This is a genomic window from Herbaspirillum lusitanum P6-12 (assembly GCF_000256565.1).
Taxonomy (GTDB): domain Bacteria; phylum Pseudomonadota; class Gammaproteobacteria; order Burkholderiales; family Burkholderiaceae_D; genus Herbaspirillum; species Herbaspirillum lusitanum.
In genome coordinates, this window is the sequence record NZ_AJHH01000087.1 from 1 (window position 1) to 24,196 (window position 24,196).

The window sequence follows — 24,196 nt, forward strand, 5'->3', positions numbered from 1 at the left end:
GCGCGCGCCGCCACCTCCACGATACGATCGTGCGAGATTTCCTTACGTTTCCTGGTTGCGGTTTTGGCTGGCTTATTTTGCATGATGACTATCATATATTATTTTTGTTTTTCCTGCACAGGAATCATGCAATTGCGTGTCTCATTCGGTACTGACTGTACCGGGATGCACCATCGGTAATTGGAGACTGGTTGCTGGTGAGCGGTGGCGGAAGGCTTCGGAAGCGCGGCCTGGTCGGAGAATCGCCACACCCGGTTATCCGGGCGTGAGATTGGAGAGTTCAGGCAGTGACTGCATCGTCGCTCTCTACGGTTGCATCTATCTTTGTAGAGTAGCGACGATCATTGTTCAGTTGCGTTTATCGTTGCCGTTGGAATTCACAAACCAACCAGGCCGTGCGCCTGTTGATCCGCATGGTAGCTCGAGCGCACCATGGCGCCGACGGCGGCGTGCACGAAGCCCATCTTGTAGGCTTCTTCTTCATACATCTTGAAGGTGTCGGGATGCACGTAGCGGCGCACCGGCAAATGGTCGCCGCTGGGCATCAGGTATTGGCCGATGGTCAGCATGTCGACGTTGTGGGCGCGCATGTCGCGCATGACTTGCAGGACTTCTTCGTCGGTCTCGCCGAGGCCGACCATGATGCCGGACTTGGTCGGGGTGTTCGGGTGCAGGTCCTTGAAGCGCTTGAGCAGATTCAATGAATATTCGTAATCGGAACCGGGACGTGCTTCCTTGTAGAGGCGCGGTGCGGTTTCGAGGTTATGGTTCATGACGTCCGGCGGCGCCATCTTGAGGATTTCCAGCGCGCGATCCATGCGGCCGCGGAAGTCCGGGGTCAGGATTTCGATACGGGTCTCGGGCGACAGTTCACGCACGCGCTGGATGCAGGCGGCGAAGTGGCCGGCGCCGCCGTCGCGCAGGTCGTCGCGGTCGACGCTGGTGATGACGACATAGCTCAGCTTGAGCTGGGCGATGGTGCGGGCCAGGTTTTCCGGTTCATTCGGGTCGAGCGGATCGGGACGCCCGTGGCCGACGTCGCAGAACGGGCAGCGGCGGGTGCACTTGTCGCCCATGATCATGAAGGTCGCGGTGCCCTTGCCGAAGCATTCGCCGATGTTGGGGCAGGACGCTTCTTCGCACACCGTCACCAGATTGTTGGCGCGCAGGATGTCCTTGATTTCGTAGAAGCGGGTGGTCGGCGAGCCGGCCTTGACGCGAATCCAGTCGGGCTTCTTGAGCTTTTCCGCCGGCATGATCTTGATCGGGATCCAGGCCGTCTTGCCGGCGCCCTTTTGCTTGTCGGTGGCATTGCGCAGCGTCGGCGCGGCTGGAGTGATTTCGGTAGTCATAGTAGTGATTTCTTTTGCCATCAAGGCGATGGCGCCATAGCAAAATGCGCAACGAGTTTGTCGGCAAGCAGCGTCTGCACGTCGCTCAGCGGGGCGTCGACGTTCAGTGTCTGCATGTCGACGGTGGCGAGGCCTTCGTAGCCGCAGGGGTTGATCCAGGAAAACGGCGCCAGGTCCATCGCCACGTTGAGCGATACGCCATGATAGGTGCAACCGTTGGCGCGGATTTTCAAGCCCAGCGCGGCAATCTTGGCGCCTTGCCACGGCCCTGCGCTGACGTAGATGCCGGGCGCGCCCTGCTTGCGCTCGCCAGCGAGATTATACGCCGCCAGCGTGTCGATCACCGCCTGTTCGATCTTTTGCACGAATTCGCGGGCGAACAGGCGCGCGCCGGGATGGTTGCGGCGCAGGTCCATGAGCAGGTAGACCACCACCTGGCCGGGGCCGTGGTAAGTGACTTCGCCGCCGCGATCGGTCTGGACCACGGGAATGGCATGGGGATTGAGCACGTGGGCGATGTCGGCGCCCAGGCCGAGCGTGAACACCGGCGGGTGTTCGACAATCCAGAGCTGGTCGGGGGAGTCTGCGGTGCGGCTGTCGGTGTACGCGCGCATGGCGTCGAAACTGACCTGGTAGTCTTCAACGCCGCGCCGGACGACTTGCGGCGCCGTCGGCGTCGAGGCAGCCAGGAGGGCCGGTGGAGCTTGTGGTGCGGTATGCATATGCCCGCAAGTGTAACGAAAATCGCCGGATTGCGCCGAGGTGCACCGGGTGCAAGGTCGACTGAGATGCCTCGAAGAAACTTAAGATTGCCCGCAATTGCTTGCCGTTCCGGCCGCGACGGGCGACACCGTCCGGCGACCGCGCAAGCGCCGGGCCAGCGTCCGCATTCCGTCGGCCAGCCGCATCAGCCAATGGCGGCGGCACAGTCCGACTTGCAGCTTGCTGGTCGTCTTGACCGACTCGATCACCACCAGGCCTTGGCCGGGAATGCCCAGGCTCTGGCCGCCGGCCAGCCAGTAATCGGTGCGCCCGCCTTCGACCGTGATCCAGACGCGGCCACTGTCGACTTGCAGGCAGAGCGGACGCGTGACCTGCAGCGACATGAGGTCGCCGGCTTGTAGGCGGATGTTTTTCTTAGTGAATATATTTTGCATGATGGCCTCTCTCGGTTGTGCCGGGAAAGCTTGGGCAACATACCCTGCTGTCCCGGCGTACGCGCACTTTTGTGCGATCCGTGAAGCCATTTTAGTCAGCACCACAGGCAAACCAAAACGATATATATTGGCATCTCTTGATAGTTTTACTCACATGCCATGGCCGACTTTCGTAAATTGCCCAATCTCGCTGCATTGCGCGCCTTCGAGGCCGCTGCGCGCCACGACAGCTTTTCGCGCGCGGCCGAAGAAATCCACGTCACGCCAGGTGCGATCAGCCACCAGATCCGCGCGCTGGAAGAGGAACTGGGTCTGCCGTTGTTCACCCGCAACGGCAAACGCATCGCCATCACCGAAGCCGGCCTGCGTTTCGCCGCCACCATCCGCAATGCCTTGACCGAAATCGCCGCCGCCGCCGAAATGCTGCAGGAACAGGGCGGCCGGCAACGCCTGGTCGTCTCGTCGCCGCCCTCCTTCGCGTCGCGCTGGCTGGCGCCGCGGCTGTGGAAGTTCATTGACCGCTATCCGGACATCGAAGTCATCCTGCAATCGAGCAGCCATCTCAACGACTTAGCGCGCGACGGCATCGACGTCGGCGTGCGCTTCGGGCTGGGAAATTATCCCGGCCTGAAAGCTGAATTGATCATGGAAGATTTCTACTATCCGGTAGCCAGCCCCCACTATCGCCAGGGTCGCCTGCCGTCGTCGCCGCAGCAATTGCGCGACTGCGTGCTGTTGCGCATGGACGGCTTGCAGGAATCCTGGTTGCCGTGGTTCAAGCTGGCTGGGCTGGATCTGCAGGATCCGGCCGGCGGCCTGGTGACGCAGGATTCGTCGCTGACCTTGCGCGCGGCGGCCGAGGGCGCCGGCGTGGCGTTGACGCGGCATGCCATCGCCTCCCAGGAAATCGCCGCCGGCGAACTGGTGCGCCTGTTCGACATCGCCTGGAAAAGCGAGCGCGCCTACTATTTTGTGTGCCATGCGGAAACGCTGGGCAAGCCGCAGGTCGGGCATTTCCGCACCTGGCTGCAGGAAGAAATCGCACTGTTCAAATCGAATGAACGCTGGCCCGGTCCGTAACCGGCAAATACCGCCCGAAAACCTCTCTGTTCGACTGCTTGGAAAACGCCGGATGCCCTATCGTGCAGGTATGGAGCGGCGAACGATATGAACAGTTGCCGACAGGTATCCGCCGACCGCGGATGCCGATGAAATCCCCTCCCCACATTGCTGCATGGAGTTGCTATCCGCAACGTATGCGCATCGCCCGCGCAGACGAAGTCCGATCTTGTCTGCGCGCTTACTGCTCGCTTACTGCTCGCTTGAGCTTACCTGAGCATTGCCGCCGTCTTGCCGGCCGGACTCGTCTGAAGTCGCGTTGAATATTATTTTCGCCAGGAGTCACTTATGAAAAATCTTAAAATCGGCACACGCCTCGGCATCGGTTTTGTCGTCATCCTCATGCTCATGGTCGTGATGCTCGGCATCAGCGTCTGGCGCTTGCACCAAATCAATTCCGCCGTGGTGGCGATCACCTCCGACTCGGTCACCAACGAGCGCAACGCGGTCGAATGGCTGGCGGTGATCCGCGAGAGCGGCATTCGCACGCTGGCCGTGATCAAGACGGAAGATCCCGATGCGCAGCAATACTTCACGGCGCAGATTGCCGCCGAGTCGGCCCGCATTGCGCCAATGCGCAAGAAGATCGAAGAGGTCAACACATCGCCGCAAGAGGTTGCACAGCTGGCCGAGATCAACAAGGTGCGCGATACCTACCAGGCGGTTCGCAACGATGTCTTCAAGCTCAAAAAAACCGGCAACATGGACGAGGTCAAGAAGATGACCGCAGAAAAATTCATGCCCTTGTATGCCTCCTACACAGAAGCAGTCGCCAAATTCCGCGACATGCAGCGTCAGGAAATCACCACCTCGGCCGCCGCGATCGCCAACGACTATTCGTCCAGCCGCAACATGCTGCTCATTCTCGGCATCGTCGAGCTGGTGCTGGGCGGCACGCTTGCCTGGCTGTTGACGATCAGCATCACGCGCCCGCTCACGCAAGCAGTGGGCATAGCCGAGACGGTGGCGGCGGGCGACCTGAGCTCGGACATCGTGGCCGGCGGCAAGGATGAGACCGGCCAGTTGCTCACCGCGCTCAAGACCATGAACGACAACCTGCTCAATATCGTCAGCCAGGTGCGCGTCGGCACCGACACCATCAGCACGGCGTCGAGTGAAATCGCCAGCGGCAACCTCGACCTGTCGAGCCGCACCGAACAACAGGCCGGCTCGCTGGAAGAAACCGCCTCGGCGATGGAAGAACTGACCTCGACCGTGAAACAGAACGCCGACAATGCACGCCAGGCCAACCAGCTGGCAGTATCCGCATCGGAAGTCGCGATCCAGGGCGGCGCGGTCGTCAGCCAGGTGGTCGACACGATGGGTTCGATCAATGAATCGTCGCGCAAGATCGTCGACATCATCAGCGTCATCGACGGCATCGCTTTCCAGACCAACATCCTTGCGCTGAACGCGGCGGTGGAAGCCGCGCGCGCCGGCGAACAAGGCCGCGGCTTCGCGGTGGTGGCGAGCGAAGTGCGCAGCCTGGCGCAACGCTCGTCGGCGGCGGCGAAGGAAATCAAGACGCTGATCGACGACTCGGTGTCCAAGGTCGACGTCGGCAGCAAGCTGGTGCAGCAGGCCGGTGCAACCATGGACGAGGTGGTCGCCAGCGTCAAGCGCGTGACCGACATCGTCGGTGAAATCAGTTCGGCCAGCCAGGAGCAAAGTGCCGGTATCGGCGAAGTCGGACAGGCCATCACGCAGATGGATGAGTCGACCCAGCAGAACGCCGCACTGGTCGAGCAGGCGGCCGCCGCCGCACAATCGCTGCAGGATCAGGCTGGACGCCTGGCGAAAGTGGTCAGCGTGTTCAAGCTGGATCGTTAGCGCGCGGCGGCGTCGCGTCAAATAAAAACCGGTTCGCCTCTTGCGAGAACGAACCGGTTTTTTTACGCCCGATGAGAGGCAAAAATCGTTGGTTACAGCACGAACTTGACCATCTCGTGCGACGACAGCGCGCGATAGAGATTGTCGAGTTGCTCGCGGCTGGTGGCGCGCACGGTGACCGTCAGCGACAGGTATTTGCCTTGTGTCGAGGGCCGTGTTTCGACCTTGCCGGCGTGGAAAGTCGGGTCATGTTCGATCACCATGTTGACGATGGTATCGGTGAGTTCGTCGTGCATGATGCCGACGACTTTGATGGGGAAATCGCTGGGATATTCAATCAGCGATTCTTCCGGAGGAATGACGGGCATCGCAGGCGCGGCGGGATCAACGGGATCGTTAGGTAATGACATGGCGGTATTTTGAAAACTTCTGTGGCGATCTGCGTATTTTACGCCACTCGCCGCCCGCCTGCGCATGTCTTGCCGCGCGACAAGACATGCGTTTGCTCAGGATACGGCCAGCTTCAGAGCGCCGCCTTGGCGGCCTGATACGCCGCGTACAGCTTGCCGAACACCGGACCGGGCTTGCCGTCGCCGACGCGCTGATCGTCGATGGCGACCACCGGCAGGACTTCCTTGGTGGCCGACGACAGCAGCACTTCATCGGCGCCGAAGACTTCTTCGCGCGTGATGCGGCGCGCTTCGAACACGATGCCCTGCGACTTGCACAGCTCTTCGATCAGGCCGTAACGGATGCCTTCGAGGATCAGGTTGTCCTTGGGCGGCGCCGAGAGTTTGCCGTCCTTGACGATCCAGACGTTGGACGACGAGGCTTCGCTGAGGAAACCGTCGCGGAACTGGATCGCTTCGGTAACTTCATGCTCGGCCGCGTATTGCGCCGCCAGCACATTGCCCAGCAGCGAGGTCGACTTGATCTGGCAATTGAGCCAGCGCTTGTCTTCCAGCGTGACACAGGCCACGCCCTTGGCGCGCACTTCGGCCGATGGCACCGCCAGCGGGCTGGTCATCATGAATACCGTCGGCGTGACCGGATCCTTGGGAAACGCATGGCCGCGCTTGGCAACGCCGCGCGTGACCTGGATGTAGACGATCTGGTCGTTGAGATCGTTGGCCTGCACCACGCGCCCGATCAACGCCAGCCATTCGGCTTCGTTATGCGGATTGGTAATACCGATGGTGCCGAGGCTGCGGAACAGGCGCGCGATGTGATGCGTGCCGCGGAACGGCTTGCGGCCATACATCGGGATCACTTCATAGACGCCGTCGCCGAAGATGAAGCCGCGGTCGAGCACGGGGATGCGAGCTTCGGAGAGTGGCGTCATGTCGCCGTTGAGGTACACGATGGGATCGTTCATGGCTTGGTCTTGTGGTGGAAGTTCAAAGAGACAGGGATTGCGGAATAGAGACATTCTTGCACAGACCCGTGCAGGCCGTTATGCAAAGTCGGCATCGGGCGATGCCGCTCATCGGCGTCGCCCGATACCCTCCAGTTGTCAAAGCGGCTGGATGCTGAGACGGCTGACGCTGTCGCCGGGAACATTGTCGCGGTTGGAGAAATGCCAGCGCTGCTGGTGATAGCGCGCCACTGTTTCGCGATGCGCGATGCTGACCACGGCGGCGGCGGGCAATTCCTGCTGCAACAATGCGTACAAGGCTTCTTCGGTCTCGCCATCCATGGCGCTGCTGGCTTCGTCGAGGAAAACGACTTCCGGCCGCGTCAGGAACACGCGTGCAAACGCCAGCCGCTGTTGCTCGCCCGGCGACAGGCGATTGCCCCAGTTGTTGTAGACATCGAGCTGGTCCTTGAGATGCGGCAGGCGGCACAGTTCGAGATAGTGGCAGATCGCCAGGTCGGTATAAGCGCTTTCGTCGGCCGGATAAGCCAGCACCGAGCGCAGCGTGCCGATCGGCAGATAACTCGATTGCGGCACGAACATCAGCTTCGCCTTGTGCGGAATCTGGATGTCGCCGCCGCCATACGGCCAGATGCCGGCGATGGCGCGGAACAACGTCGACTTGCCGCAGCCGGAAGGCCCGCTGACCAGGATGCGTTCGCCCGGATGAATCGCGCTATTGACGCTGCCGATCAGCGTACGGCCGTCGGGTAGCGCGAGGTCGAGCTTGTCGAGCAAAATGGCGCCGACGTTGTTGCGTGCCACCGAGATGCTGGCGGGTTGCTTCTGCGCCTGTTCCACCGCGAGGTTGAAACCGGCCAGACGGTTGATGCTGGCCTTCCAGTCGGCCAGTGTGGTGAAGGCATTGATGAACCACGATAACGCATCCTGCACCTGGCCGAAGGCGCTGCTGAGCTGCATCAGCACGCCCAGCGACATGGCGCCGGAAAAATAGCGCGGCGCCGCCACCAGCATCGGGAAGATGATCGCGAACTGGCCATAGAAATTGCTCGCGATATTGAGGCTCTTGGTGGTGCGCATGATGTCCCACCAGTTCCGGCGGATGTCTTCGAAGCGCAGGTTGAGTTCGTCGCGTTCGCGCCGCTCGCCGCGATACAAGGCGATGGCTTCGGCATGTTCGCGAATCCGGATCAGGCCGAAACGATAGTTCGCCTCGAAGCGTTCCTGGTTGTAGCTCTGCACCACCAGCGGCTTGCCGATCCACCAGATGATCCACGAGCCGACGCCGGCATAGGCGATGGCGAACCACACCATGTAGCCCGGGATCACCCAGTCGTACTGCATGAAGGCGAACGACAGCGGGCCGCTGATGGCCCACAGGATGCCGACGAAGGACACCAGCGTCACCAGGCTGGAGATGAACCCGAGCACCAGGCTGATGGTGTTCGAGGTCAGCGAGCGCAAATCTTCCGCGATCCGCTGGTCGGGATTGTCGGCGATACGGCCCTGCTCCATGCGGTAGTAGGCGTGATGCTCCAGCCACCTTCCCATGTACTTGTCGGTCATCCAGGTGCGCCAGCGGATCTGCAGCGATTGCGTCAGGTAGATGCGCGCGGTGGCGACCACGATGTAGGCAAAGGCCAGGTAGCTGAATTGCCACAGCAGACTCTTGAAGGCGGTGTAGTCCTTGTTCTGCAGGGAATCGTACATGGTGCGATTCCAGTCGGTGAGGAGTACGTTGATGTAGACCATGACCAGCACCAGCGCGATGATCAGCGCCAGCAGACTCCACGCCTTCCAGCGTTCTTCCGAGATCCAGTATGGTTTGACGAGACGCCAGACGGCGCGGCGGTTGAAAGAGGTTGCGTCGGCGTTTTTCTTGTTGGCTGTCATGGATTTTCCGGAGGAGTTCGATACGGGATCATCCGCGATGATAAGCAATCCGGCGGTTTTCGGTTGCGGAATAAATGCAACCAAGTGCAACCACGCGTGCAATCGAGGCATGCCGGCTGCGTTCGTCAGGCTTCAGCAAGCTACCCGCCCTGTTTTGGTGAACGGGTTAGAATCTCTGTTCTTCGCCGCACCGATTCCACCACATGAGTTGTGTCATGCACACCTCGGTGCCGAACGTGCTCACGATCTGGCGATACTCTGGAGATTGCATGCTTGCATGGTTTGAAAAACTGGTTCACCCCTACCCCGACAACGTCATCAAGCCGCCGCCGCGCGGCTTCACCGCCTTCATCTGGGCCTGTACCAAGGGCCTGCGCCGCTACATCGTGGCGATGACCACGTTGACGGCGGTCATCGGCGCGTTCGAAGCGCTGCTGTTCGCGATGATGGGCCGCATCGTCGACTGGCTCAGCCATATCGCGCCGTCGCAGTTGTGGACGCAGGAACGCAGCAGCCTGATGTGGCTGGCCGTAGTGCTGGCCGGCAGTCCGCTGCTGATCGCGCTGCAGACCTTCTTCAAGCACCAGACGCTGGCGGGCGCTTTCCCGATGATGCTGCGCTGGAAATTCCATCGCCTGATGCTCAACCAGAGCATGAGTTTCTATCAGGACGAATTCGCCGGCCGCGTCGCCGCCAAGGTGATGCAGACCGCGCTCGCGGTGCGCGACGTGTGCATGATCATGGGCGACATCCTGGTGTTCGTGATGATCTATTTCGTCACCATGGCGGCGGTGGTCGGCGGTTTCGACATGTGGATGCTGCTGCCCTTCTTCGGCTGGCTGGTGCTGTACATGGCAGCGCTGCGCTACTTCGTGCCGCGCCTGTCGAAGGTGGCGCGCAACCAGGCCGATGCGCGCTCGCTGATGACCGGACGCATCACCGATGCCTATACCAACATCGCCACCGTCAAACTGTTCTCGCACGCCGGTCGCGAAGCCGGTTATGCGCGCAGCGCGATGCAGGATTTCCTGGTCACGGTGAATCGCCAGATGCGCCTGGTGAGCGGCTTTGAAATCGTCAATCACTCGCTCAACATGGTGCTGATCCTGTCGACCGCCGGCGTGGCCTTGTGGCTATGGACCCAAGGCCAGCTCGGCATCGGCGCGGTCGCTGCAGCCACCGCAATGGCGCTGCGCCTGAATGGCATCGCGCACTGGGTGATGTGGGAAATGGCGGCGCTGTTCGAACACGTCGGCACCGTGCAGGACGGCATCAACACGCTGTCGCGCGCGCATGACGTGAAGGATTTGCCGGATGCGCAACCGCTGGCCGTCAAGCGCGGCGAGCTGGTCTTCGAGAATGTCAGCTTCGCCTACGGCGCCACCGGACCGGATGCGCGCCAGGTGATCGACAAGCTCAACCTGAACATCCGCCCCGGTGAAAAGATCGGCCTGGTGGGTCGTTCCGGCGCCGGCAAGTCGACCATCGTCAATCTGCTGCTGCGCTTCTATGACGTCGAACAAGGCCGTGTGCTGATCGACGGCCAGGACATCGCGCACGTCACGCAGGACAGCCTGCGCGCGCAAGTCGGCATGGTCACGCAAGACACCTCGCTGCTGCATCGCTCGGTGCGCGACAACATCCTGTACGGCCGTCCCGATGCCGGCGACGACGACATGATCGCCGCCGCACGCCGCGCCGAAGCGCACGACTTCATCGGCAACCTGGCCGATGCACATGGCCGCCGCGGCTACAACGCCCACGTCGGCGAGCGCGGCGTGAAGCTGTCCGGCGGCCAGCGCCAGCGCATCGCGATTGCGCGCGTGATGTTGAAAGACGCACCGATCCTGTTGCTGGACGAAGCCACCAGTGCGCTCGATTCGGAAGTGGAAGCGGCAATCCAGGAAAGCCTGTATCGCCTCATGGAAGGCAAGACCGTGGTCGCCATCGCCCACCGCCTGTCGACCATCGCGGCGATGGACCGCCTGATCGTGCTCGACCAGGGTCGCATCGTCGAGCAAGGCAGCCACCAGGAACTGCTGGCGCATAACGGTTTGTATGCGCGCCTGTGGTCGCATCAGAGCGGCGGTTTCCTCGGCGAGGAAATTTAAGCGCAGCGGTCGCTCGCTGCACGGCCATGCTTCACAGGGTGACCGCGCCCCCGATGCAGGAGATCGGAAATGCGCCGAGGCTGCGATCCGGATGGCGCTATCATGCCGTCTATCGTTTCCATTGCCGATTGCTGCCATGCCTACTGTCGCCCTGCTGGTGTTTCCCGGAGTCCAGGCGCTCGACGTCTCGGGCCCGCTCGATGTTTTCGCCGAGGCCAACCGTTTCCTGTTGCCGCAACAGCACTATCATCTCAGCGTAGTAGGAAGCACCCACGCTCCTGTCGTCTGTTCCAACGGCATGCAAATCGTGCCGCACCTGCATTACAGCGCGGCGCGTGAAAACTACGACCTGCTGCTCGCCGCCGGCGGTCCCGGCTTGCCGCAGCAGGAGCGCGACGCCCTGCTGAGCGACTGGCTGGCCGAAGCCGCGCAACGCGCCGGCCGCCACGGCTCGATCTGCAACGGCGCATTTTTACTGGCGCATGCCGGGCTGCTCAATGGCAAACGCGTGACCACACATTGGAATGACGCTGCTGCGTTGGCGCGTGATTTTCCCGAGGTTGAAGTCGACGCCGATCGCATCTATCTGCGCGACGGCAAGCTGGTGACGTCGGCGGGCGTGACTGCCGGCATCGATCTGTCGCTGGCGCTGCTGGCTGAAGACGCCGGCCAGGAAGTCGCCCTCAACGTCGCCAAGCGGCTGGTGGTGTTCATGCAGCGCAGCGGCGGACAATCGCAGTTCAGCCCCTACCTCACGCCGTATGCGGAAGAAACCTCATTGGTCGGCCAGGTGCAGCATTACGTGCGCGAGCATCTGCAGGAAAAGCTCAGCGTCGACGTGCTGGCCAAGGTGGTGTCGAGCAGCCCGCGCAACTTCGCGCGCGTGTTCGCACGCGATGCACGCATGACGCCGGCGGAATTCATCGAGGGTGCGCGCGTCGATGCGGCGCGCGTGATGTTGGAGAGCTCGGCGGCGCCATTGAAAACGGTCGCTTATCGCTGCGGTTTCCGCGACGCCAGCCACATGCGCGTGGTATTCCAGCGCCGGCTCGGCATCAGTGCGCAACAGTACCGGGATAATTTTTCGGCGGGTGCCGATGCGAGGCGATCAGCGCTGTAATCCGCTAATCCGCTAATCAGCTATCCGGCGCGGCTTCGCCGGCGGTCCATTCGGGACTGTAGCCGCCCAAGGTCGGGTGGTACATTTCGTCGCCGCTGTGCTGGGTGAATTCGACGTTGAGCCGGTCTTCACGCAAGCCCAGAACGTCGATGCAATCGCGGCACAAGGCCTTGGCGACTTCCATGCGCAACTCGGGCGTGCGGCCGCGGCGGATGTCGCACATCAGCACCGAGACCGGTTCCACTTCGCCGCCATCAACCGTGCGCCACACACTGCCTGCGCCGCACTCGCGGATGACGATGCTGATGCGGCGGACATCCACGCTCATCATGTCGGCATAGGTTTGCGCCATGCGCGTGGCGAGCTGCTTTTTTTGCTCCGCCGGGTAGCTGTCGTTGACGTCGAGTTGCAGGTAAGGCATGGCGCGTCCCTTTCATTGCGGCTGCATTTGCGTGTGCGTTTGCAACCGCCGAAGCGTGCAGTTTACTGCTCGACCGCCTCGCCGCGCAGGCGTGCAATCACGCCGTCGAGCGCATCGAGGTCGGAGAAGTTGATGATCAGCTGGCCGCGATTCTTGGCGCCGGTCTTGATCGATACTTGCGTCGCCAGGAGGTCGGACAGTTCTTCTTCCAGGCGGGCGATGTCGCGGGATTTTTCCTTTCCTTCGCGCGGCTTGGCGGCCTGCTCGGCGGAGGCGCGGGTGACCAGCTTCTCGGCTTCGCGCACCGACATGCGCTTGGCGACGATCTGGTTCGCCAGCGTGATCTGCGTCGCCGAATCCACCGCCAGCAACGCGCGTGCGTGACCCATGTCGATATCGCCGGCCATCAGCATGGTCTGTACCGGCTTGGCCAGGTTCAGCAGACGCAGCAGGTTCGACACGGCGCTGCGCGAACGGCCGACTGCAACCGCGGCCTGTTCATGCGTGAAGTTGAAATCGGTGATCAGGCGATGGATGCCCTGCGCTTCTTCCAATGGATTGAGATCCTCGCGCTGCATGTTTTCGATCAGCGCCATCGCGGCGGTGGTCTGGTCGTCGACGTTCTTCACCAGCACCGGCACTTCGGTCAGGCCGGCGATCTTGGCGGCGCGGAAGCGGCGTTCGCCGGCGATGATTTCGTAGATGTCCTTGCCGTTCTTCTGGCCGATGGCGCGGATCAGGATCGGTTGCAGCAAGCCCTGTTCCTTGATCGAGGCGGCCAGCTCGTTGAGCGCGCCTTCGTCCATGCGGCTGCGCGGCTGGTACTTGCCGGCCTGCAGCTCCGTCACCGCCATGACCGACGGCGAACCCGCGACGACCGGTTCGTCTTCGGTCATGTCGGAAGATCCGCCGAGCAGTGCGTCGAGACCGCGGCCGAGGCCTTTTGATTTTTTGGTTGCCATCTTTTACCTGCCTGTTTCTGAATTGCTGAAATTGTTTATATCGTTTAGTACATTTACCGTGTTTACTTCGCTTACAGCGTCTTGATCCGTTCGACCATCTCGGCGCCGAAAGCGATGTACGCTTGCGCGCCCTTCGACGCCGCATCGAAGTTCACACCCGGCATGCCGTACGACGGCGCTTCGGCCAGACGCACGTTGCGCGGAATAACCGTCTTGAATACCTTGTCGCCGAAATGCTGCTCGAGCTGGTCGGACACCTGTTGCGACAGCGTCATGCGCGGATCGAACATCACGCGCAGCAAGCCGATGATCTTGAGATCGGGGTTGAGCTTCGCATGCACTTTCTTGATGGTGTTGACGAGGTCGGACAGGCCTTCGAGCGCATAGTATTCGCACTGCATCGGGATCACCACGCCGTGCGCCGAGCACAAGCCGTTGAGCGTGAGCAGGGACAACGCCGGCGGGCAATCGATGAGGATGAAATCGTAGTCGTCGGCGACGGCGGCGAAGGCATCCTTGAGGCGCTTTTCGCGGTTCTCGAGTTCGACCATTTCGACTTCGGCGCCGGCCAGTTCACGGTTGGCCGGCAGCACGTCGAAATTGCCGCTTTCGGAACGCTTGCGCACGCTCTTGATGTCGGCCATGCCGAGCAGCACTTCGTAGATCGAGCCTTGCAGCTCGGCCTTGTTGATGCCGGAGCCCATGGTGGCATTGCCCTGCGGATCGAGATCGACGAGCAGCACGCGCTGGTTGTGCTGTGCCAGGCCTGCGGCGAGATTGACTGCTGTGGTGGTCTTGCCGACACCGCCTTTTTGATTCGCAACGCAAAAGATTTTAGCCATAGGTTCTTCTAGTTAGTGTTCCGTCGGGATTACAGTGAATCGTTGGTCGTCGATGCAGCTTAGTGCGTGCCCAGCTTGATGCCGAAGCCAATCAGGAAAACGCCGGCCGCGCGCGAGGCCAGCGTGGCGATCTTGCGGTTGCGCGCCAGCCGTTTCGCGGCGGCGTTCCCGGCCAGGACCAGCAGACTGCCATAGATCAGCGTGCAGGTGCAAATCACGGCGCCCATGGTCAGGAATGTGACGGCGCCCTGTTGCGTGGCCGGATCGATGAACAGCGGGAAGAAAGCCATGTAGAACACGATGGCTTTCGGATTCATCAGCGTCACGAAAAAGCCGCGACGGAAATCCGCCATGTTCGAAAACGGCACCACCGAAGATCCGCCCTCTTCCTTCGCAAACAGCAAGCGCGCGCCGAGGTAGGCGAGATAGGCCGCACCCACGTACTGCATGCCCTTGAACAGCAGAGGATTGGCGTGCAGCAGCGCCGCCACGCCGATCGCCGCGAGGAACATCAGCACGATGTCGCCCAGCATCAGGCCGGCGATCGCGGCAAAGCCGCCGCGCAAGCCGTGCTTGGCCGAGCAGGTCAGCACGCAGAAAGTACCGGGGCCCGGCAGCATCAGGAACACCACCGTCGCGGCAATCAGTTGCCAGACATCGGTAATGCCGATCATGTGAAACAGTGCTTGCATGGCGTCTCCTTGGAATGTCGGTCGGGGGGTTATTCTTGCAGCGTCTTGACCAGCTTCGACGTGTCGAAACCTTGCTTGGTGGCGTTGTTGACGGCGGCTTCATATTCCGCGGTCGACAGCGCCGGCTTGCGCGCCAGGATCCACAGATAGTCGCGCGACGGCGTGCCGACGGTCGCGATCGAGTAGTCGGCGTCCAGGTCGATTATCCAATAGTCGCCCCACACCAGCGGGAACCATGCCAGCCAAGGCGGCGCAAAGCGTACCTGCATCTTCGCATTGCGGCTGCCGTCGATGACGCGCGCCAGACCGTCGGCCTGGTCGAGCACGCCGCCCTCGACCTTGCAGCGGTTGGTGACGTCGATGTCGCCGTCGCTGCGCGCGCGATATTCAGCGGTCGCGTTGGCGATGCATTTCTTCTGGAAGCTGTTGGGGAAGCGCGCGATTTCATACCATTTGCCGACGTAGCGTTTCAGGTCGACCGAGGGTACGGTGACGACTTCCTGCGCCTGCACCGGTACGGTGGCCGACAAGAATGCAGCGGCGACGGCAAGGCTCGAGAGTGCGCGAGTGATAGGCAAATAAGACATTCAAGACCTTTCGATAAAGATCAGATGACGTTCCGCATCCAGTCCAGGCACCTGCAGGGCCTGGGTCTTTTCCACTTTCCATCCGTCCGGCAGGCGCGCGATTTCTTCCTGCGGCATCACGCCCTTCATGGCGATGTAGCGACCGCCGGGTTGCAGCAGATGATTCGACCAGTTGATGAAATCGTTGAGTTCCGCAAAGGCGCGCGAGGTAATGACGTCGAACAGTTGCCCAACTTGCAACTGTTCGACGCGCGCCGTATGAACCGAAACATTGCTCAGTTGCAACTCGGCCTTGGCTTGCGTGAGGAACGCGGTCTTCTTATGTACGGTGTCGACCATCGACACCTTCATGCCAGGACGCGCCTCGGCTGCCCAGATCGCCAGCACGATGCCCGGCAGACCGCCGCCGGCGCCGACGTCGAGCACATTGTCGGCTTGTGCAAAGGCCGGTACCGCGGCCAGCGAATCGAGCAAATGATGCGTCATCATTTGCGCCGGATCGCGCAGCGCGGTCAGGTTGTAGGTGCGATTCCACTTGGCCATCAGGGTCAGGTAAGCCAGCAGCTTCTTGTGCTGGCCGGCGCTCAGCGTCAGGCCGAGGGCTTCGGCGCCAGCGGTGAGGGTGTCGGCCAATTGCAAGTCGGTAGTCGTGGTGGTCGTGGTGTTCAAGATGCTCAGGCCGCTTCGTTGTGGTTGGCGGATGCTTCCGCGACGTTCTTCAGGCCGCCTTTTTTCAGGTGGACCAGCAGCAGGGACAAGGCTGCCGGCGTCACGCCGGAAATACGCGACGCCTGGCCCAGGGTTTCCGGCTTGTGCTTGTTGAGCTTCTGGCGCACTTCGATCGACAGCGCCTGCACTTCCATGTAGTCGAGGTCGGCCGGCAGCTTCAGGCTTTCATTGTGTTCCTGGCGGCCGATTTCCTTGGCCTGGCGGTCGATGTAGCCGGCGTACTTGATCTGGATCTCGATCTGTTCGCGCACCGGATCATCGCTCACACCCGGGCCCGCCAGCGCCTGGCCATCGGCGCCGGCCAGCGTCATCAGGCTGTCGTAAGTCACGTTCGGGCGGCGCAGCAGATCGAACAGGCTGTATTCGTGGTCAATGGCCTTGCCCAGCACGCGTTCGGCTTCAGCCTCGGCGAGGATGCGTGGGTTGACCCAGGTGGATTTCAGGCGCTCCATTTCACGTGCAACGGCTTCGCGCTTTTTCTCGAACATTTCCCATTGGGCGTCGCCGACGCAACCAAGCTGGCGACCGATTTCGGTCAGGCGCAGGTCGGCGTTGTCTTCGCGCAGGCTCAGGCGATACTCGGCGCGGCTGGTGAACATGCGGTAAGGCTCCAGCACGCCTTGGGTAATCAGGTCGTCGACCAATACGCCGAGATAAGCCTCATCGCGGCGCGGTGTCCAGGAGTCGCGGCCCTGTGTTTGCAGTGCGGCGTTGAGGCCGGCCAGCATGCCTTGGGCTGCCGCTTCTTCGTAACCGGTGGTGCCGTTGATTTGGCCGGCGAAGAACAGCCCCTGAATTTGTCGGGTTTCCAACGACGACTTGAGGCCGCGCGGATCGAAGTAATCGTACTCGATGGCGTAGCCCGGACGCAGGATGTGGGCGTTTTCCATGCCGCGCATCGAGCGCACCAGCGCCAGCTGGACGTCGAACGGCAGGCTGGTGGAGATGCCGTTGGGGTAGAACTCGTTGGTTGTCAGGCCTTCCGGCTCGAGGTAGATCTGGTGCGAATCCTTGCCGGCGAAGCGGTGGATCTTGTCTTCAATCGACGGGCAATAGCGCGGGCCGACGCCTTCGATCACGCCGGTGTACATCGGACTGCGGTCGAGACCGGCGCGAATGATGTCGTGGGTCTGGGTATTGGTATGGGTAATCCAGCAAGGCATCTGCTGCGGATGCATGCCGACATTGCCCATGACCGAGAACACCGGGATCGGATCAAGGTCGCCGGGCTGCTCTTCCAGCACTGAAAAGTCGATGCTGCGACCGTCGATGCGTGGCGGCGTACCGGTTTTCAGGCGGCCTTGCGGCAGCTTCAATTCCTTCAGCCGGGCCGACAGCGACACCGCTGGCGGATCGCCGGCACGGCCACCGGAGTAGTTGTTGAGACCCACGTGGATCTTCCCGTCGAGGAAAGTGCCGGCTGTCAGCACCACCGCCCTGCCCGCAAACTTGATCCCGGCCTGGGTTACGGCGCCGATCACGCGGTCGCCTTCAACCATCAGGTCGTCCACCGCCTGCTGGAACAACCACAGATTGGGTTGATTTTCCAGGCGCGAACGGATCGCCTGCTTGTACAGGATGCGATCAGCCTGGGCGCGCGTGGCGCGTACGGCCGGGCCTTTGGAGGAATTCAGGATGCGGAATTGGATGCCCGCTTCGTCCGTCGCGATCGCCATCGCCCCGCCCATGGCGTCAACTTCCTTGACCAGGTGGCCCTTGCCAATCCCGCCGATGGAAGGATTGCAGGACATCTGACCGAGGGTCTCGATGTTATGGGTCAACAGCAAAGTCGTTTGACCCATGCGGGCGGATGCCAAAGCAGCTTCAGTTCCGGCGTGACCGCCGCCGACGACAATGACATCAAAGTGTGTGGGAAATAGCATAATGCGCCTCGTGGAGACGGTGAACAGAGGCGAGATTATAAAGTCTTTTTCGGATGGGTATCAGGCCCTACCCCAGTTATTCCCGTTTTAGTCACGCTTTTGTTTCACGTGAAACAGTTTGAAGGTGGAGATGGGCAAGACCCCATCGGTGGCGGTCAAATAAAAAGGGAAGCCCCGGCTCCCCTTTCTCACTACGTCGATATCTTCCAGCGATTGTTCCACGTGAAACAATCGCTGAAATCTATGCGCTTGTCATTTTAAAAATGCATCGTAGCCAGTCTTCAAAATCAGCGCACTCACCACGAACAGGAAAAGTTTGCGGACAAAGCTGCTGCCGTGCTTCATCGCCAGGCGTGTACCAACCAAAGAGCCCCCGATATTGAAGACGGCCATCAGCAAACCCAGTTGCCAGATCACGTGGCCGCTGTACGAAAACCAGACCAATGCCGCCAGATTGGTCGCGATATTCACGACCTTGGATACCGCCGAGGCCCGGAGGAAGTCATAGCCAAAGATCCGTACGAAAAGGAACACAAAGAAGCTCCCGGTACCCGGTCCGAACAAACCGTCATAAAAGCCCACACCGGCGCCAACCAGAATGGCGTAGAGTCTTTCCTTGCCTCCAGACAACAACGGTGCATGATGCTGGCCGAAATCCTTCTTCTTCAAGGTATAGATCGCCACCGCCAGCAATATAAACGGCAGGGCTTTCCGCATCATATCGGTTGGCACATGGGTAACCAGATAGGCCCCGGAGAAAGACAATGCAAATGCCGCCAATGCCGCAGGCGCCGCCGCCGCCCAATGGATGCGGACCTTGCGGGCGAAATTGATCGCGGCCGCGCTGGTGCCCATGACGCCAGCCACCTTGTTGGTGCCGAGCAGGGTCGCCGGCGCGACGTTGGGAAAGACCGAGAACAGGGTAGGAATCAGCACCAAGCCACCGCCGCCGACCACCGCATCCACCAGGCCGGCGACGAATGCACCTATACAGAGAATCACATAATTGGAAAAGAGATCAGGCATGGAGACCTGCCTGCGTGGACATACAGCGCGGGGAAAACAACGACATCGGAGGCTTTCGCTAAACGGGAGGTGGGGAACTACTTGTCGGCTCGGCCCCGACTATCGCCGCGAAACGCGTCGGCAGCACTGTCAGAGCGACAAGCATTTTACTCCTGCGGCCCGCGCTTCTCCACTCCTATGAGGTAGCCGACAGCATACCCAGCGGGAGACATTACTTGCGCACGCGATCCATCAAGACGCTGCGCTGCCCGGCATGTTCGTCGTCGGGTTCAAACAAGGACAGGCTGGAGATGGCCCGCGTCATGGCGACATAAAAATGGCGTACCTCTTCCGCGATATCCCGCAACCGGGGAAACTCATGCTGCTGCAGATAAGGCACCAGCACATGCGGCCACTGCCGCCCTTTCGCTGCCTGGATGGTCGTCAACGTCAATTGCCGGCGCGACTGAATGGCGTTCCGATTCTTGCTGACCTTTTGTTGGCGACGGTGCAACTCGGCGAGGAAGTCGGCCGCATTCATTTCCGGATGACGCGTCGCAAAGGCGATGAAGGTCTGGATCGACTTGGCCGCCGACGTCGCGCGGCTGCGATTGATGAAGGCCCGGCTGGTGGCGTCGACCAGCGACAGATGGCGATTGGCAAAGTTGAGCAACTCCGCGGCGCTGCTCTCCTGGTTCAGCTTTTGCATTTCTTCCACGACCTCTGTGAAGCGCTGCTTCCACCGCAGCGTCATGTCGTCGTCGACATCCCGCGGTTTGCACAGTACCGCTTCGAAAAAATCCTTGAGCGCGTTCGGCTGCTCCGCAATCATCCGTTGCGCTTCCTCGAACCAGCTGCCTTCGGCGAAGTAGCCGCGCTCCCAGTCTTCGGACGACTCCCCTACCGGCAGATACAAGGAGAATCCCATGACCATGCGCTTGATGCTTTCCTTGTCGCCTTGCAACGTCGCGAACGTGTTGCTCGCCATATGCAACAGACCGCGCAGCATCAGGATCTCGGGACGGTGGAGGTAGGACTCGATATCGTCGCAGTAGTACGGGATGTTCTGATCGAGCAGCAGGTTCTCGATCTCGATGGTCTGGTCCGGCTCGCGCACGATGATGGCGATGTCGGAGTAACGCGTATCGGCCCGCGCCTTCACCAGGGCTTGCACCTGCTGGGTCACTTTCGCGGCGCAATTTCCGGACAAGGTCGGGTCGTAAGTCAGCCGCTTGATTTCGGTGTACAGATCTTCATGCGAGGCGCACTTACGCGCCGTCAGACGCTGCGCCAACTTGGAGAGCGAGGCCCCAAAGCGATAGGATTTCCCGAGCGGCAGGTACTGCGCATTCGGGAACGCCATCTCAAAACCTGCCGTGGAGTAGACGATATCCGCGCCGCGCGTCGAGTTGATGATTTGATAACGATCTCCCACTGCGACCAGTTTATTTCCTCGCAGCAATAACTGCAGCAAGCGAAATTCCGCCGCATTGATGTCGTGCCATTCGTCGATCAGATACAGACCCTTGATCGGCAGGATTTCCAACGCGGACGGATGATTGCTCAACAACTCAACCAGGTCCGGCACCAGATCGGCGGCGCTGCGCCATTTGTACTCACCGGGATAGGTCTGCCGCTGCCGCTCATAGGCGATGCCGATTTCAACGGCTTCAATCTGGGTGCCGAACTGCGTCGCCAGCTGATCCAGATCGTCATAATCCAGCTCTTCGTCATGGAATCGATGCGAGGCCAGACTCGCCTTGAAACGGTACAGCAGCGAGAACATTTCCTCGGCGTTGGCGCTGTTCTTTTCGAAGGAAAAATCGAAGCCGTTGTCGGTTCGCCCTGCTCTTCCTTCATAGCGCGCCAACACGCTATTGGCAGCTGCGACCAGATGCGGGCGCAGCTCTTCATCCGAAGCATAGTAGCGAGTCTTTTCCAGCGTCAGCGCTTCGCCCAGCTGCGCCAGGCACTCGCGCGCGTACGCTTCCACCGTATTCAACGGCACCGGTCTGGTGACGCCTTCCTCGTACAGCTTTTCGCGGAAGCGCTTGTTTGCCCCTTCCGAAAAACACAGGCATTGAATCTGATGCGCACCCAGCCCTCTCGTCAGCGCCTGCTTCACCAGCATCGCCAGCGTGGTGGTCTTGCCCGAGCCGGCAACCGCCTCGATCATGACAATCTGGGCGTGACACTTCAAAATCTCGATCTGCTCGTCGGTCTGCGGCACTGCCATTCAATTCTCCGGGATACGCTTGTTTGCATCATTGCGCGTGGCGACACTGTACAAGCAAACCGGCCGGCGTCAAATGAAAACTGCCGCCGGACAGTCAGAACTGTGCAGCGGCCGTGATTGCCTTCTTGCCGTCGATGAACGCCTCCGGCTTATTGCGAAGTGTAACCCCCATCGATCGGCAAGCTCACGCCACTGATCATCGCCGCAGCATCGCTCAACAGGAACAGAATGGGCGCAGCCACATCTTCGGGGGCAGCGAACTTCCGCAAAGGAATGGCTTCCAGAATCCGCCGCCTTTTTTCAGGATCGGCCCAGGCCTGCAATGCCATCGGTGTCAGCGTCACCGTAGGATTGACACTGTTGACGCGGATTCCGTGCGGACCGAGCTCTGCACACATGACGCGCGTAATGGCATCCATCGCCGCCTTCGATGCGCAATAGGCGAGATGATCATCCAACGCAATCAGGGCCGCCTGGCTGGAAACATTGACGATACTACCGCTGCGCCCTTCCCTGATCATGGTTGCCGCGACATGCCGCGACATCATGGCTGTGCCGCGTGCATTGACCTGCATCACCCGATCGAAATTTTCTGAGGTCAATGCCAGCGAATTTTCCAGCACCGATATGCCGGAGCAATTGACCAGGCCGTCGATACCTCGGACATCCTGCAACGCCACTGCCATAGCCCCATCATCGGCGATGTCCAGCGCCAGCGTTTCACAGGCGATTTCCTCCCTCAGCAACGCCAGTTTGTCTTTTTGCCGACCTACCGCAACAACAGCAGCGCCGCATGACCGCAACAGTCTTGCCGTGACTTCGCCAATGCCACTGGTGGCGCCGGTGACAATATATTTTCTTTTTGCGACATCAAAGAGCATGATTATTCCTTAAGGAAATGGCAAATGATCAGCACGCATGCAATTGATGCATCGCTGATTTCAGACTTGGATATAGCCCGCGCTATTGCGCAAAAGTATGCCGGTAGCGCCGGCTGGCTGCGATATCCGGCATCGTTCTCAAGCGCAGCTGCGCCCACCCTAGCGATCGTTGACGGCCGGCTTGAGCAGCACCTTGATCGACGCCACCGAATTCGCCAAGGCGAAAGCCTCTTCCCACTTTTCCAGCGGGAAGCTGTGAGTGACGATCCCCTTTGACGTCACCAGCCCGCGTGCCAGCAGATCAATCGCTACGGGGTAGCAATAAGGTCCGAGATGCGCGCCACGCACATCGAGCTCCTTGCGATCCCCGATGATGGACCAGTCCGCGCTGGTTTCCTTCCCGAATACGCTGAACTCCACGAAGCGCCCCAGGCGGCGGATCAGTTGCAGCCCTTGGGTTACGCCTGCCGGTACGCCGGTGGTCTCGATATAGACGTCGCAGCCATAACCGCCGGTCAATCCCTTGATCACCGCCAAGGCGTCTTCCCTGGCCGGATCGATGACCACATCGGCGCCGAATTCGCGCGCCAGCGCCAGGCGTTCCGGCACCAGATCGACGACCACCAGTTTTCTCGGCGTCTTCAGTTTCGCCACTTGGGTCATCATCAGTCCCAGCGGCCCCGCTCCGGCGATCACCACCACATCGTCGAGCTGAATGTCGCCGCGATTGACGGTATGAATCGCGCAGGACAACGGTTCGATGATTGCCGCGTCTTCCAACGGCATGTCCATCGGGATCTTGTGCACCACCGCGTTCGACGGCAAGCGCATGTATTCCGCCATGCCACCGTCGGCGACTTCGCGCTGGAAGCCGAAGATGTTGTGGACTTCACACATCCAGTACTTGCCCGTCTTGCAGAACAGGCATGCTTCGCAAGGCACGATCTGTTCAGCGATCACGCGATCGCCCTGCTGCACGCCAAAGTGCTCGGCGGCGCCCTCGCCCAACTCGGCGACGTAGCCGAAAAATTCATGGCCCGCCACCACCGGCGGCTTGACCCAGGAATCCTGACCGTCGCCGCCCCAGAACATCGCCGCCCCGGAATGGCACTTGCAATCGCTGGCGCAAATGCCGCACGCGCCGATCCGGATCACCAGCTCATTGCGCCCCGCCTGCGGACAACGAATGGTTTGCAAACGATAATCCTTGGGGCCGTGGCAAACGACGGCCTTCATATCCACTGCTGAATACTGCATGTTTTCTCCTGAGGGATGATTAAGAGAGATAGAAAAGAATGAACGAGGGCGGATGCAATCAGCTCAGCCGCTTGCTGCGTTCCCGGCTGATATAAATGGCAAGCAGGATGATCACGCCCTTGATGATGTTCTGCACATACGGAGAGACGCCGATCATGTTCAGGCCGTTGTTCAGCACGCCCAGCAGCATCGCTCCGATCAGCGTGCCGATGACGGAGCCGCGCCCGCCGCTGATCGATGTGCCGCCGATCACCACAGCGGCGATCGCATCGAGTTCGAACGACACGCCCGCATTCGGCTGACCGCTCATCAGGCGAGACGTCAGCACCAGTCCGGCGATCGACGCGCACAGCCCGCTGATGGCGTAGACAAGCAACTTGTAACGCGCTACCCGCACGCCACTCAGGCGCGCCGCTTCTTCATTGCCGCCGAGAGCGTAGACGTAGCGCCCGAATGGCGTGTGGTCGAGCACCACATACATGGCGGCGAACACCAACAGCATGATCAGGATTGGCGCCTGCAAACCGAATACGTCGCCGCGACCGAAGAACTCGAACCAGTCGGGCAAACCGTCGATCGGATAGCCGCCGGTCGCCACCAGCGCAATCCCGCGCGCGATACCCATGGTCGCCAGCGTCACGATGATCGGCGGCATTCCGGCATAGGCAATGCAAAAACCGTTCATCAGGCCGATGGCGATACCAACGGCAAAACCGATCGGTATCGCCAGCGCCGGCGGCCATT

At 60.8% G+C, this 24,196-nt stretch carries 22 protein-coding genes; 4 read left to right on the top strand and 18 right to left on the bottom strand.

Features of this window, described 5'->3' with window-relative positions; genetic code table 11:
- Positions 1-377 precede the first annotated feature (377 nt).
- From lipA to HLUSI_RS0102930, 3 genes are all read right to left on the bottom strand, one after another.
- Entirely contained in the window at positions 378-1,352 is a 975-nt protein-coding gene (gene lipA / locus HLUSI_RS0102920) for a lipoyl synthase (RefSeq protein WP_016832546.1), read from the bottom strand.
- Positions 1,353-1,372: 20 nt separating this feature from the next.
- Positions 1,373-2,074, bottom strand: coding sequence for a lipoyl(octanoyl) transferase LipB (gene lipB / locus HLUSI_RS0102925; protein WP_016832547.1), 702 nt, complete (start codon positions 2,072-2,074; stop codon positions 1,373-1,375).
- An 81-nt stretch (positions 2,075-2,155) separates the two neighbouring features.
- Positions 2,156-2,509, bottom strand: a complete 354-nt coding sequence (locus HLUSI_RS0102930; RefSeq protein WP_016832548.1) for a DUF2917 domain-containing protein — start codon at positions 2,507-2,509, stop codon at positions 2,156-2,158.
- 159 nt (positions 2,510-2,668) lie between these two features.
- On the opposite strand from HLUSI_RS0102930, the gene gcvA reads away from it, so the two are divergent.
- Positions 2,669-3,589 (top strand): transcriptional regulator GcvA, encoded by a 921-nt coding sequence (gcvA, locus tag HLUSI_RS0102935; protein ID WP_016832549.1) that lies wholly within the window; start codon positions 2,669-2,671, stop codon positions 3,587-3,589.
- Between the two features lie 327 nt (positions 3,590-3,916).
- Positions 3,917-5,458 carry a methyl-accepting chemotaxis protein gene (locus tag HLUSI_RS0102940; RefSeq protein WP_016832550.1) on the top strand — a complete coding sequence of 514 codons (1,542 nt, stop codon included), beginning with the start codon at positions 3,917-3,919 and terminating at the stop codon, positions 5,456-5,458.
- A gap of 92 nt (positions 5,459-5,550) precedes the next feature.
- Here the strand turns inward: HLUSI_RS0102940 and HLUSI_RS0102945 are convergent, their stop codons facing one another.
- From HLUSI_RS0102945 to HLUSI_RS0102955, 3 genes are all read right to left on the bottom strand, one after another.
- On the bottom strand, positions 5,551-5,826 hold the full coding sequence (locus HLUSI_RS0102945) for an HP0495 family protein (protein ID WP_016832551.1): 276 nt from the start codon (positions 5,824-5,826) through the stop codon (positions 5,551-5,553).
- 155 nt (positions 5,827-5,981) lie between these two features.
- On the bottom strand, positions 5,982-6,833 hold the full coding sequence (locus HLUSI_RS0102950) for a D-amino acid aminotransferase (RefSeq protein ID WP_016832552.1): 852 nt from the start codon (positions 6,831-6,833) through the stop codon (positions 5,982-5,984).
- 138 nt (positions 6,834-6,971) lie between these two features.
- On the bottom strand, positions 6,972-8,726 hold the full coding sequence (locus HLUSI_RS0102955) for an ABC transporter ATP-binding protein/permease (protein WP_016832553.1): 1,755 nt from the start codon (positions 8,724-8,726) through the stop codon (positions 6,972-6,974).
- A 269-nt stretch (positions 8,727-8,995) separates the two neighbouring features.
- Here HLUSI_RS0102955 and HLUSI_RS0102960 point away from each other — a divergent pair, with 269 nt between their 5' ends.
- Together HLUSI_RS0102960 and HLUSI_RS0102965 are read left to right on the top strand one after the other, a co-directional pair.
- Positions 8,996-10,837 carry an ABC transporter ATP-binding protein gene (locus tag HLUSI_RS0102960; RefSeq protein ID WP_016832554.1) on the top strand — a complete coding sequence of 614 codons (1,842 nt, stop codon included), beginning with the start codon at positions 8,996-8,998 and terminating at the stop codon, positions 10,835-10,837.
- 136 nt (positions 10,838-10,973) lie between these two features.
- Positions 10,974-11,957, top strand: coding sequence for a GlxA family transcriptional regulator (locus HLUSI_RS0102965; protein ID WP_040503096.1), 984 nt, complete (start codon positions 10,974-10,976; stop codon positions 11,955-11,957).
- A 16-nt stretch (positions 11,958-11,973) separates the two neighbouring features.
- Here HLUSI_RS0102965 and HLUSI_RS0102970 read toward each other — a convergent pair whose 3' ends face one another.
- The 12 genes from HLUSI_RS0102970 to HLUSI_RS0103030 all read right to left on the bottom strand — a co-directional run.
- Positions 11,974-12,378, bottom strand: coding sequence for a tautomerase family protein (locus HLUSI_RS0102970; RefSeq protein ID WP_016832556.1), 405 nt, complete (start codon positions 12,376-12,378; stop codon positions 11,974-11,976).
- Positions 12,379-12,440: 62 nt separating this feature from the next.
- Positions 12,441-13,340: a ParB/RepB/Spo0J family partition protein gene (locus HLUSI_RS0102975; protein ID WP_016832557.1), complete on the bottom strand. Its 900-nt coding sequence runs from the start codon at positions 13,338-13,340 to the stop codon at positions 12,441-12,443.
- Between the two features lie 71 nt (positions 13,341-13,411).
- Positions 13,412-14,182: a ParA family protein gene (locus tag HLUSI_RS0102980; protein ID WP_016832558.1), complete on the bottom strand. Its 771-nt coding sequence runs from the start codon at positions 14,180-14,182 to the stop codon at positions 13,412-13,414.
- A gap of 59 nt (positions 14,183-14,241) precedes the next feature.
- Positions 14,242-14,874 (bottom strand): leucine efflux protein LeuE, encoded by a 633-nt coding sequence (leuE, locus tag HLUSI_RS0102985; RefSeq protein ID WP_016832559.1) that lies wholly within the window; start codon positions 14,872-14,874, stop codon positions 14,242-14,244.
- 29 nt (positions 14,875-14,903) lie between these two features.
- Positions 14,904-15,461, bottom strand: a complete 558-nt coding sequence (locus tag HLUSI_RS0102990; RefSeq protein WP_016832560.1) for a lipocalin family protein — start codon at positions 15,459-15,461, stop codon at positions 14,904-14,906.
- Complete coding sequence (gene rsmG / locus HLUSI_RS0102995; RefSeq protein WP_016832561.1) at positions 15,462-16,130, bottom strand: 16S rRNA (guanine(527)-N(7))-methyltransferase RsmG; 669 nt, start codon at positions 16,128-16,130, stop codon at positions 15,462-15,464.
- A 5-nt stretch (positions 16,131-16,135) separates the two neighbouring features.
- Positions 16,136-18,073, bottom strand: a complete 1,938-nt coding sequence (gene mnmG, locus HLUSI_RS0103000; RefSeq protein ID WP_029363056.1) for a tRNA uridine-5-carboxymethylaminomethyl(34) synthesis enzyme MnmG — start codon at positions 18,071-18,073, stop codon at positions 16,136-16,138.
- A gap of 252 nt (positions 18,074-18,325) precedes the next feature.
- Positions 18,326-19,099 carry a sulfite exporter TauE/SafE family protein gene (locus HLUSI_RS0103010; protein WP_016832564.1) on the bottom strand — a complete coding sequence of 258 codons (774 nt, stop codon included), beginning with the start codon at positions 19,097-19,099 and terminating at the stop codon, positions 18,326-18,328.
- A 211-nt stretch (positions 19,100-19,310) separates the two neighbouring features.
- A complete protein-coding gene (locus HLUSI_RS0103015) occupies positions 19,311-21,314 on the bottom strand; it encodes a UvrD-helicase domain-containing protein (RefSeq protein ID WP_016832565.1) in 2,004 nt (667 codons plus the stop codon).
- 149 nt (positions 21,315-21,463) lie between these two features.
- Positions 21,464-22,201 (bottom strand): SDR family oxidoreductase, encoded by a 738-nt coding sequence (locus HLUSI_RS0103020; protein WP_029363057.1) that lies wholly within the window; start codon positions 22,199-22,201, stop codon positions 21,464-21,466.
- A 153-nt stretch (positions 22,202-22,354) separates the two neighbouring features.
- Positions 22,355-23,452, bottom strand: coding sequence for a zinc-binding dehydrogenase (locus HLUSI_RS0103025; protein WP_040503095.1), 1,098 nt, complete (start codon positions 23,450-23,452; stop codon positions 22,355-22,357).
- A 58-nt stretch (positions 23,453-23,510) separates the two neighbouring features.
- The coding region (locus HLUSI_RS0103030; RefSeq protein WP_016832568.1) for an ABC transporter permease at positions 23,511-24,196 on the bottom strand (686 nt) is incomplete at its 5' end.